The 10,748-nt window shown below is 64.7% G+C and carries 14 protein-coding genes; 9 read left to right on the forward strand and 5 right to left on the reverse strand.

From position 1 onward, the window contains the following. From ACESY8_RS06625 to ACESY8_RS06640, 4 genes are all read right to left on the reverse strand, one after another. A partial coding sequence (locus ACESY8_RS06625) for an MmcQ/YjbR family DNA-binding protein (RefSeq protein WP_498794671.1) occupies positions 1–375 on the reverse strand: 375 nt, incomplete at its 3' end. A 12-nt stretch (positions 376–387) separates the two neighbouring features. Then, complete coding sequence (locus tag ACESY8_RS06630) at positions 388–660, reverse strand: hypothetical protein (protein ID WP_007488294.1); 273 nt, start codon at positions 658–660, stop codon at positions 388–390. Beyond that, positions 657–956, reverse strand: coding sequence for a DUF2089 family protein (locus ACESY8_RS06635; RefSeq protein WP_054338568.1), 300 nt, complete (start codon positions 954–956; stop codon positions 657–659). Before ACESY8_RS06635 ends, ACESY8_RS06630 begins: the two co-directional genes overlap by 4 nt. Positions 957–1,065: 109 nt before the next feature. Beyond that, complete coding sequence (locus tag ACESY8_RS06640) at positions 1,066–1,242, reverse strand: hypothetical protein (RefSeq protein ID WP_009256751.1); 177 nt, start codon at positions 1,240–1,242, stop codon at positions 1,066–1,068. 207 nt (positions 1,243–1,449) lie between these two features. Here ACESY8_RS06640 and ACESY8_RS06645 point away from each other — a divergent pair, with 207 nt between their 5' ends. From ACESY8_RS06645 to ACESY8_RS06685, 9 genes are read left to right on the forward strand one after another with little or no spacing between them, the layout of a single operon-like run. After that, on the forward strand, positions 1,450–2,733 hold the full coding sequence (locus tag ACESY8_RS06645; RefSeq protein ID WP_065534809.1) for a dihydroorotase: 1,284 nt from the start codon (positions 1,450–1,452) through the stop codon (positions 2,731–2,733). Positions 2,734–2,738: 5 nt separating this feature from the next. Further along, positions 2,739–3,665 carry an orotidine-5'-phosphate decarboxylase gene (gene pyrF / locus ACESY8_RS06650; protein ID WP_054338569.1) on the forward strand — a complete coding sequence of 309 codons (927 nt, stop codon included), beginning with the start codon at positions 2,739–2,741 and terminating at the stop codon, positions 3,663–3,665. A 27-nt stretch (positions 3,666–3,692) separates the two neighbouring features. Further along, positions 3,693–4,451: a dihydroorotate dehydrogenase electron transfer subunit gene (locus ACESY8_RS06655; protein WP_434307989.1), complete on the forward strand. Its 759-nt coding sequence runs from the start codon at positions 3,693–3,695 to the stop codon at positions 4,449–4,451. After that, a complete protein-coding gene (locus tag ACESY8_RS06660; RefSeq protein WP_054338570.1) occupies positions 4,444–5,364 on the forward strand; it encodes a dihydroorotate dehydrogenase in 921 nt (306 codons plus the stop codon). Before ACESY8_RS06655 ends, ACESY8_RS06660 begins: the two co-directional genes overlap by 8 nt. A gap of 16 nt (positions 5,365–5,380) precedes the next feature. Beyond that, positions 5,381–5,728 carry a DUF6054 family protein gene (locus ACESY8_RS06665; protein ID WP_007488303.1) on the forward strand — a complete coding sequence of 116 codons (348 nt, stop codon included), beginning with the start codon at positions 5,381–5,383 and terminating at the stop codon, positions 5,726–5,728. A gap of 17 nt (positions 5,729–5,745) precedes the next feature. Beyond that, on the forward strand, positions 5,746–6,078 hold the full coding sequence (locus ACESY8_RS06670) for a DUF6054 family protein (RefSeq protein ID WP_007488304.1): 333 nt from the start codon (positions 5,746–5,748) through the stop codon (positions 6,076–6,078). 10 nt (positions 6,079–6,088) lie between these two features. Continuing rightward, complete coding sequence (locus tag ACESY8_RS06675) at positions 6,089–6,418, forward strand: hypothetical protein (protein ID WP_498794672.1); 330 nt, start codon at positions 6,089–6,091, stop codon at positions 6,416–6,418. 37 nt (positions 6,419–6,455) lie between these two features. Further along, on the forward strand, positions 6,456–7,622 hold the full coding sequence (locus tag ACESY8_RS06680; RefSeq protein WP_434307990.1) for a GNAT family N-acetyltransferase: 1,167 nt from the start codon (positions 6,456–6,458) through the stop codon (positions 7,620–7,622). Between the two features lie 7 nt (positions 7,623–7,629). Further along, on the forward strand, positions 7,630–9,573 hold the full coding sequence (locus ACESY8_RS06685; protein WP_434307991.1) for a YgiQ family radical SAM protein: 1,944 nt from the start codon (positions 7,630–7,632) through the stop codon (positions 9,571–9,573). Positions 9,574–9,611: 38 nt separating this feature from the next. Here ACESY8_RS06685 and vanT read toward each other — a convergent pair. Then, on the reverse strand, positions 9,612–10,748 hold a 1,137-nt coding region (vanT, locus tag ACESY8_RS06690; protein ID WP_498794673.1), incomplete at its 5' end, for a serine racemase VanT catalytic subunit.

Raw genomic sequence — 10,748 nt, forward strand, 5'->3', positions numbered from 1 at the left:
CCCCCCCGGCTTCGTCAGATCGTGGCTCAGTTCCAGCAGGCGGATGATCTCCTCCTCCGGGAGCGAGCCGTCCAGGAGGAGGGTGACCCAGTTGGACTTGTTCATGTGGTAGGCGGGCAGGATGCCTGGGACGCCGAGAAGGGAGCCGGCCAGGAGCGGGCCGCATTTTACATCGAGAATGTCGACGGACTCCGGTCGTTCCAGCCCCAGCCTGGTTCCGGGAACCTCCAGAAAGACCGCAAACCACTTGGCGTTTTCACTGTGGCGCAGGACGGCATAGCGGGGGAATTTAGCCCAGAGGTGCTCCGGTTCCGCGCCCAGATGTACCTGGGCATACTGTAGGATACGCTCTTTCAGTGTGGACGGTTGGTTCATGGCGCTCCCTCCTTACAGATCCTTGGCCTTCATTTTCTCCAGCTCGGCCTTTTCTGCCGCCGTGGCCTTGTTCCGCCCGATCAGCCAGGCGGCGGCCAGTCCCGCGGCACATGGAATACCTGAAAGCAGGCCGGAGGCATCCCGGAGCGCGATGGACAGGCCGGCCAGCAGCAGGAGGATCCCGCCGGGCAGCAGAGCCCCCAGCAGGGGCTTTCTCCGGGTACCCAGATAGTATTCCAGCGCCAAAAGGGCCAGGGAAATGAAAAGAACTGCAAACTCTCTCATATCGGTTTCCCCTCCTTCTCGTATTTGTCGATGATCAGTTTGGCGGTCTCCACATCAATGCGGGAGTCCACCGCCAGCCCCTTGATAAAGGCGGTGAAGGGCTCCTCCTCCTGTTGGTCGGCCAGCTCGATCTTCTGGATGAGCTTGTCCAGCCGCAGACGGACCGTGGGGTAAGAGACCTGGTAGAGCCGGGCGATCTCCTTCAGAGAGCCGGACTTGAGCGCGAAATTTTTGAGAAAGGCGGCGTCCTCCGGTTCGAGAGCGAGCATCCACTGGGGGATTTTATTAAGCTCCAATTTAATTCTCCTTTTATTTTTGGTTTAATTATATTGAATATAACATAAATAAAATGAAAGTCAAGTATAAAAAAGAGGTACGGCTTTTTAGCCGCACCTCTTTTTGAGCTTACAGGCCCAGGGTGTCCGCCAAGTCGTCCTTCATGTGGTCCATCTTGCGGACGGCACGCCGGGCCATCCGGCGCACGTCGGGGCTCTGCATGCTCTTGGCGGTCACCGCCATACCGATGGCGGCGCCCGCCAGCACGCCAAGGCCCATCCCTTCCAGAAACGCATGCTTCGTCATATTGCTTCGCTCCCTTCTGCATCAGCGTCCGCTGTTATTATTGCCGGAAACGCAGAAAAATCCGTTGCTAAAAACTGTGTTTCAAGGTATAATGTATGCGGTATGATACGGTTCAATTTGTGGAGGGGACGGGGGTGGACCTGTACCCTTTTTTGCTGTGCTCTGCATGGCGGTTTGGAACGGTTTCAATGTGAAAGGAGTGATTTCGTGAAGCTGCTGATACGGCAGGGACGGCTGGTTGACCCGGTTGGGGGCATCGGCGGGATTATGGATGTGCTGGTTGAGGACGGAAAGGTAGCGGTCATCGGGAGCAACATCAACGAGCCCGACGCCCGGGTGATCGATGCCCGGGGACTGACCGTGTGCGCCGGGCTGGTGGATATGCATGTACATCTGCGGGAGCCCGGCTTTGAATATAAAGAGACCATCGAGACCGGCGCGGCGGCCGCGGCCCATGGGGGCTTTACCTCCATTGCCTGTATGCCCAACACCCGCCCGGCCACCGACAGCCCGGAGCAGATTGCATTTGTAAAGCAGAGGGCGGCGGAGGCCTGCGGCGTCCATGTCTGGCCCATCGGGGCGGTGACCCGGGGACAGCAGGGGCAGGAGCTCACCGACTTTGAGGCCCTGAAGGGCGCGGGGGCGGTGGCCCTGTCCGACGATGGGGTGCCGGTCCAGAATGCCAATTTAATGCGGGACGGCCTGATCCTGGCCCACCGGCAAAACCTGACGATTCTCTCCCACTGTGAGGACGCCGACATGGTGAAGAACTACGCGGTCAACGAGGGGCGTATCTCCCGCCAGCTTCGGCTGGCCGGCCGGCCGGCCATCGCCGAGGAGCTGATGGTGGCCCGGGATGCCATGCTGGCGGAGGAGACCGGCGGGGCGGTGCACATCTGCCACATCTCCACCGCCAAATCGGTGGCCCTGGTGCGGCGGTACAAGCGCAAGGGCGTACAGATCACCTGTGAGACCTGCCCTCAGTATTTCAGTCTCACCGAGGACGAGATTTTAGCCCAGGGCGCCCTGGCACGGGTAAACCCGCCCCTGCGCACCAAGGCGGACGTGGAGGCCATTATCGAGGGATTGAAGGACGGCACCATTGACGCCATCGCCACCGACCACGCCCCCCACTCCGCTGAGGAAAAGGCCCGGCCCCTGACCGACGCCCCCAGCGGCATGGTGGGCCTGGAGACCGCCCTTGCTGTGGCGCTGACCTACCTCTACCACACGGGCGAGATGGCCCTGTCCGACATCCTGCGCCGGATGACCATTAACCCGGCCTGCATCCTGCGCCTGCCCACCAAGGGGCGGCTGGCCATCGGCTCGGACGGCGACGTGGTGATCTTCGATCCCGACGAGGCGTGGACGGTGGATCCCAACCGCTTCGCCTCCAAGGGGCGCAACACTCCCTTTGCGGGAAAGACCCTGCGGGGGAAAGTGAAATATACGATTGTAGGCGGCGAGATCGTCTACCGGGAAGGAGAATGAGCGCGATGTCCTTTGATGTATTGCAGGAGAAAATTATCCGTATGAAAAACCCCACAGTGGTGGGGCTGGACCCCAAGCCCGAGTATGTGCCGGAGCACATCCGCAAAGCGTCCTATGAACAGTTCGGCGAGACCCTGGAGGGGGCCGCCGACGCCATTTTCCAGTTCAACAAGGGCCTCATCGACGCCCTGTGCGATGTTGTACCCGCCGTCAAGCCACAGTCCGCCTATTATGAGCGCCTGGGCTGGCACGGTATGGCCGCGCTGGAAAAGACCATCCGCTACGCCCACGAGAAGGGCATGTACGTCATCGCCGACATCAAGCGGGGGGACATCGGCTCCACGGCGGAGGCCTACGCCGACGCCTGGCTGGGAGTCACCAAGGTGGGGGAGGCCTTCTGCGGGGGCTTCAACGCCGACTGCGTCACCCTCAACGGCTACATGGGCGCGGACAGCGTCAACCCCTTCCTAAAGGTGGCGGGGGAGCGGGACAAGAGCGTGTTTATCCTGGCCAAGACCTCCAACCCCGGCTCCGGCGAGCTCCAGAACGTGGCCGCCGGGGAGGGAGACACCGTCTACGGCCTTATGGCCGACCTCATTGAGAAGTGGGGAGCCGGCACTGAAGGGAAGTACGGCTATATCCGGGCCGGCGCGGTGGCCGGGGCTACTTATCCGGAGGAGCTACAGAAGCTCCGCGCCCGGATGCCCCACACCTTCCTGCTGGTGCCCGGCTACGGGGCCCAGGGCGGCACCGCCGAGGATGTACAGTATGCCTTCCAGGAGAATGGCCGGGGTGCCGTCGTCAACTCCTCCCGGGGCATCATCTGTGCCTGGCAGAAGACGGGCAAAAACGGCGCGGACTACCAAGAGGCCGCCCGCGCCGCCGCCATCGCCATGCGGGACGATATCTGCCGGTTTATCGCCATCCAGTAAACCAAGGAAACAGAGGGGGACACACCCATGCCAATACAAAAGCTCTGTACCGTCGCAGAGGCGGTGCGCCTCAATGAATTTGCCTGGTCCCTCACCCTGGAGGCCGAGGGGATGGAGCCCCAGGGGCCGGATCAGTTTGTCCATGTGAAGTGCGGCCACAGCCGTCTGCTCCGCCGCCCCATCTCCATCTGCGGCTGGGGGGAGAACCGGCTGCGCATCGTCTTTGAGGTGCGTGGGGAGGGCACAGCGTGGCTCGCCCGCCGGAAAGCAGGGGACACCCTGGACGTGCTGGGCCCCCTGGGCCGCGGCTTCCGGATAGGGCGGGAGGACCGCTGCCTGCTGGTGGGGGGCGGTATCGGTGTGCCCCCTATGCTGGGCTGCGCCAAGTGGACGGCGGGACGGAGCACCGCCATACTGGGCTTCCGGTCGGCAGACCGCGCCATGCTGATCGAGGAATTTCAGAAATGCTGTAAAGATGTTTTGCTTTGCAGTGATGATGGAAGCCTAGGACAGAAAGGCTTTGTGGATGCTCAAGTGCGGGCTGTTCTTGAAAAGGATAAAAACTTTACAGCGGTTTTGGCCTGCGGCCCCAAGCCCATGCTGAAAAACGTGGCTGTCGTGGCGGCGGAGTACGGCGTGCCCTGCCAGGTGTCCATGGAGGAGCGGATGGCCTGCGGCGTGGGGGCCTGCCTGGGCTGCGCCATCCAGATGGCCGACGGCACCATGAAGCACGTGTGCAAGGACGGCCCGGTGTTTGACGCGGAGGAGGTGGCGTGGAATGTCTAAGGTGGAGCAGTCCGTGGTGCTGGCCGGGGTGCGGATGAAAAACCCCGTGGTGGTGGCCTCCGGCACGTTCGGTTTCGGCCGGGAGTACGGCCGGTTTTATGATTTGAGCGAGCTGGGCGGCATCTGCTGCAAGGGCCTGACCCTCTGCCGCCGGGAGGGCAACCCGCCTCCCCGCATCGCGGAGACCCCCATGGGCATCCTCAACTCCGTGGGCCTCCAGAATCCCGGAGTGGACGCCTTTATCGCGGAAGAGCTGCCCGAGCTGAGAAAGCATGATCTGGCGGTAATCGCCAACATCTCGGGCAATACCCCGGAGGAATACGGCGTCATGTGCGAAAAGCTCTCCGCCGCTGGGGTGGACATGATCGAGGTCAACATCTCCTGCCCCAACGTGAAGGCGGGCGGCCTGGCCTATGGCACCAAGCCGGAGCTGGCCGCCGAGGTGACAGCGGTGGCCAAGGCCCACGCCGGGAGAGTACCGGTGATGGTGAAGCTCTCCCCCAACGTCACCGACGTCACCGAGATCGCCCGGGCCGTGGCGGACGCGGGGGCGGACGCCCTGTCCCTCATCAACACCCTGCGGGGGATGCGCATCGACGTGAACACCCGCCGGCCCATTTTGAAGATGAACACCGGCGGCCTGTCCGGACCCGCCGTGCTCCCGGTGGCGGTGCGCATGGTGTGGGAGGTGGCCCAGGCCGTGAAGCTGCCCATCCTGGGCATGGGCGGCGTAGCCAAGGGGGAGGACGCGGCCCAGCTCCTGTTGGCCGGGGCCTCCGCCGTGGCGGTGGGCACCGCCTGCTTTGACGATCCCTATGCCCCCATCAAGGTGCGGGACGGCCTGGCGTCCCTGGCGGAGCGCCAGGGGCTGAACAAGGTATCCGACTTTACCGGGGCGGTCGTGCCATGGTGAATGGAGGTGCGCGCCGATGGAGCGGAACACCTGTTATCTGAACCTGTCCGTGGCGGAGGCGGCCCGCACCGTGTCCGAGCTGGTGGAACGTGCGGGGCTGTCCAGCCGGATGGTGGATTGCCATGAGCTGCGCCAGGGCGAGAATCTCTGTGGCATGGTGCTGCTTTTTGAAAAGTACTTTCTCCGCATGGGCAGCCGCCTCACCCTGACGGCGGTGCTGGACAACCTGGAGGGGCGCACCCGGCTCTACTGGACGGTCACCGGCGGGGCGGGAATGCTCCGGCAGAGCGGAGACAGCAAGACAGCGGCGGAGGAGTACAGCGAGGCCCTGCGGGAGAAGCTGTTCTCCTATCTGGACGGCTGAAGGCGGGAGGGAAAAAGATGGAGGATTCGTATTCTGTCTCCCTGGGACTGCGGGAGTGCGGGGAAGCCATCCATGCGGCGGTGACCGACAGCGTCACCGGGGAGCTGGTTGACCACTATGAGCTCACCCACCCGGGCGGCGGCACCTGTGTGGTGGCGGTCTATGAGAAGCACTACTACCGGGCGGGCAACCGGCTCACCCTCACCGTGGTCCTGGACGACTTTACCGGCCGCACCCGCGTCCACTGTATCGGCGGAGGCGGGGGTGAGGGACTCTTCCGCTTTGACTGGGGGGCGGCGGAGTCCTTCGAGGGAGTCGTCCACGACGCGTTGAGCCACTATCGGCTCTGAGGAAAAGGATATGGCTTATACAGAAGTGTTCTACCCCAAGCTGCCCATGGAGGGCTGTGCGGACCGCATTCAGGATGTGATCGTGCGCAGCGGGTTCAGCAATGGACAGGTGTCGGAGCGCTACCGGCTGGAGACCCCCGGCGGCGCGGTTCTGGTTCTGGTGTTGGTCAAGTATCTTCACAGAACCGGAAGCGAGATGGTGGTGACGGCAGTGCTGGACGAGCTGGAGGGGCGGCTCCGTCTCCATCTCACTGCCGCCAGTGCGCTGGGCGGCATGGGAGATGAGTGCGGCGAGGAGAAGCATATTGTCTCCAAGCTGGAAAAGACTCTAGAGGTATGAGAACAATGGATTTCAGATTCAGAGGTGCAGTAAAGCGATGACAACCGTCTATCTGGTCCGCCACGCGGAGGCGGAGGGAAATCTCTACCGCCGGGTACACGGCTGGTACAACAGCCTGATTACCGATAACGGCTACCGGCAGATCGCGGCCCTGCGGGGACGGTTTGCGGACATACATATCGACGCGGTGTACTCCAGCGACCTGTTCCGTACAATGACCACCGCCAAAGCGGTCTACCTGTCCCACGGTCTGGAGCTGCACACCGACCCGGGCCTGCGGGAGATCAGCCTGGGCGCATGGGAGGACAAGCCCTGGGGCGAGCTGGAGCGGTGCGACGCCATGAATCTGATCCGCTTCAATCACAGCTCCCCGGACTTCCGGGTGGAGGGGGGAGAGACCTTCGCCCAGGTACAGGCGCGGCTCAAGGGCACGGTGCTCCGCCTGGCGGCGGCCCACCCGGGCCAGACGATCGCCCTGTTCTCCCACGGCACCGCCATCCGCTGCCTCCAGGCGGCCCTGCGGGGGCTGGGACCCGGCGAGATGGACGGTTTGGGCCACAGCGACAACACCGCCGTCACCTGCCTGGAGGTGGAGGGGGAGCGCACCCGCATCGTCTTTGAGAACGATAACTCCCACCTGCCCGACGAGATCTCCACCCTGGCCCGCCAGCGGTGGTGGAAGGAGCGGGATGGAACAAGCGGCGATGCAAACCTGTGGTTCCGGCCCCTCAACCTGAAAAAGGAGGGGACGGTGTACCGGACGGCCCGGCATGAGGCCTGGCAGGATGTGAACGGCCCGGCGGTGCCCTTCGACGGGGACGCGTTCCAGAGGGACGCCCTGCGCTGCTGGAAACGGGCCCCGGAGCGGGCGGTGATGTGCGCCATGCAGCGGGACGAGACGGCCGGCCTGCTCCAGATGGATCTGGACCGGGGGGCCGCCGAGGGTGTGGGCTATATCCCCTTCCTGTACATGGACCCCGCCCACCGGCGCCAGGGCCTGGGGGTGCAGCTCCTGGGCCAGGCGGTATCCACCTACCGGCCTCTGGGCAGAGACCGCCTGCGGCTGTGCTGCGCGCCGGACAACGGGATTGCCCAGCGCTTCTACCAGAAGTACGGCTTTGTCAAGATGGGAGAGGAGCCGGGTGCCCGCGGCCCGCTGGATGTTCTGGAAAAATACATTGGATTTGAAGCCAAGGAATCATGAGGAACCTATGAATCAATTTTTGCCTGTCACCAAAGCGGATCTGGCGGAGCGGGGCTGGGAGGAGTTTGACTTCCTGGTCATCACCGGCGACGCCTATGTCGACCACCCCTCCTTTGGCCCGGCCATTATTTCCCGGGTGCTGGAGGCCGAGGGCTACCGGGTGGCAATCCTGGCCCAGCCGGACTGGCGCAAGGCTGGCTCCTTTACAGCACTGGGCCGCCCGCGGCTGGGTGTTCTGCTCTCCAGCGGCAACATCGACTCCATGGTGGCCCACTATACCGTGGCCAAAAAGCGCCGCCATGACGACGCCTATTCCCCGGGCAATCGGGCCGGCCTGCGGCCCGACCGGGCGGTGATCGTCTACGCCAACAAGGTGCGGGAGGCCTTTGGGGATATTCCGCTGGTGATCGGCGGCCTGGAGGCCAGTCTGCGCCGCTTTGCCCACTACGACTATTGGGAGGACAAGGTGCGCCGCGCCATCCTCTTCGACAGCCAGGCGGATCTGCTGGTCTACGGTATGGGAGAGCGCGCTACCCGGGAGATTGCGGCCCGTCTGGCCTCCGGAACGCCCATCCGGGAGATTACAGATGTAAAGGGAACCGCCTTTATTGCCAAAGATCCTTCTGCGTGTGCCTATCCAAAGGTGGAGTGCCCTTCCTTTGAGGCGGTATCTACGGATAAGCGGGCGTATGCCCAGGCCAACCAGATCCAGTATGAGGAGCACGACCCCGTCCGGGGAAAGGCCATCCTCCAGCGCCACGGCGACCGGCTGCTGGTGGTCAATCCGCCGGCCATGCCTCTCACCACTGCCGAACTGGACTTCGTGGCCGAGCTGCCCTACGTCCGGGAACCCCACCCCATGTATGACGAGATGGGGGGCGTGCCTGCCATCGAGGAGGTGCGCTTCTCCGTGGCCCACAACCGGGGCTGCTTCGGGGCGTGCAACTTCTGCTCCCTGGCCTTCCACCAGGGGCGGATCATCACCTCCCGCAGCCATGAGAGCGTCCTGCGGGAGGTGGAGGCCCTGACCCGCCACCCCGGCTTCAAGGGCTATATCCATGACGTGGGCGGCCCCACCGCCAACTTCCGCCGCCCCGCCTGCAAGAAGCAGATGAAGGCGGGAATGTGCCGGGGCCGGGCCTGCCTGGCCCCCACGCCTTGTCCCAATCTGGACGCCGACCACACCGACTATTTGATGCTCCTGCGCAAGATCCGGCAGGTGCCGGGGGTGAAGAAGGTGTTCATCCGCTCCGGCATCCGCTTCGACTATATGCTCCAGGACAAGAGCGGCGAGTTCTTTGCCGAGCTGGTGAAGTATCATGTCTCCGGCCAGCTCAAGGTGGCCCCGGAGCACTGTGTGAGCGGCGTACTGGACTACATGGGCAAGCCCCATATCGAGGTCTATGAGAAGTTCAAGGGTAAGTACGAGCGGCTGAACCAGAAGTACGGCAAGGAGCAATACCTGGTGCCCTACCTCATGTCCTCCCACCCGGGCTGTACCCTGGACGACGCGGTGCGGCTGGCGGAGTGGATCAACCGCACCGGCCGCCAGCCGGAGCAGGTGCAGGACTTCTACCCCACGCCGGGAACCCTGTCCACCTGCATGTACTACACCGGCATTGATCCCCGCACCATGCAGCCGGTGTATGTGCCCCGTGATCCCCACGAGAAGGCGATGCAGCGGGCGCTGATGCAGTGGAAGCGCCCGGAGAAGCGCCCGCTGGTGCGGGAGGCCCTCCACCGCACCCACCGGGAGGATCTGATCGGCTACGGCAAGGGCTGTCTCCTGCGGCCCAACGGCCCCGCCAGGCCGGGGGATCAGCCCTCCGGCCGGGGCAAGCCCGCGCCCGCCAAGGGCAAGGCCCAGCCCACCCGCGCCCGCCCCGCCAAAAAGGTGGGCTGGGCCGTGGCTAAGCCCAAAAAGAACGCCCGGCCGAAGAAAAAGAAATAAGAAACGAGCCTCAGACGCTTGTGTCTGAGGCTCGTTTTTTAGGGAAGCACCACCCGTTCCAGCCGGGGGCCGAGGCGGGAGAGCAGCTCGTTGGTGATGGTACCCGCCGCCTGGGCGGCCTCCTCGGCGGTAAGGACGGCGTCCCCGTCCCGGCCAATGAGAGTGGCGGTATCGCCGGGGGCGACGCCTTCCATATCCGTCACGTCCACCAGAAGTTGATCCATACAGATAAGTCCCACTATGGGGGCCGTTCGGCCGTGGAGGAGCACCCGGCCCGCCCCGTTGGAGAGGGTACGGGGCCAGCCGTCGGCGTAGCCGATGGACAGGGTGGCCAGCACAGTGGGCCGATGGGCGGTGTAGGCCCCGTCGTAGCCCGCCGCCTCTCCGGCGGCCAGGGTGTGAAGCTGGGATACCCTGGCCCGCAGGGAGAGCACCGGGCGGAGGGGGAGGACCGCCGTGGTGGCGTCGCCGGGGGCGCTGAGGACGCCGTACAGGGCGATGCCGGGGCGGGCGTAGCCGCAGGGGAGGCCGGGGTAGTTGAGCAGGCCGTAGCTGCCCTGGAAGTGGACGGTTCCGGGGGCGTGTCCGGCGGAGCGCAGGCCATCCACCGCTGCCCGAAAGCGCCGGAGTTGCTCCCGGGTACGGGCTTGGCTGGCCGCGTCCAGCCGCTCCGTGTCGGCCAGGTGGGTGAATACGCCGGTCACCCGCAGATGGGAACAGCTGTAAGGGGCGGTCAGGCTCTGGGTGTCGTCCCAGGGGATGCCCAGACGGTGGAGGCCGGTGTCCACCTTGAGGTGGACGGCCAGCCGCCGGCCGCATGCGTCCAGCGCCCGGGCGTGTTCGGTGCTCACCACCGTCTGGGTCAGGCGGTACCGGGCCAGCAGGGGGGCCAGCTCCGGCCCGGAATAGCCAAGCACCAGGATCGTCCCCCGGACGCCGCCCCGCCGCAGGCGGACACCCTCGGCGGCGGTGGCCACGGCAAAGGCGTCCGCGCCCGCCCCGACGCACAGCCGGGCGATCTCCAAGTCCCCGTGCCCGTAGGCGTTGGCCTTGATTACCGGCATAAGGCTGGCCCCCGCCGGCAGAAGGGAGCCCAGGGCGGCCAGATTGTGCCGCAGGGCGGCGGCGGGGTGGTGGGCCTCACCGGCCTGCTGGTGGACAACTGTCTTGTACAC

Origin of the sequence: Clostridium sp. ATCC BAA-442, from assembly GCF_964239415.1 — a bacterium.
GTDB classification, from domain to species: Bacteria; Bacillota; Clostridia; order Oscillospirales; family Oscillospiraceae; genus Flavonifractor; species Flavonifractor plautii.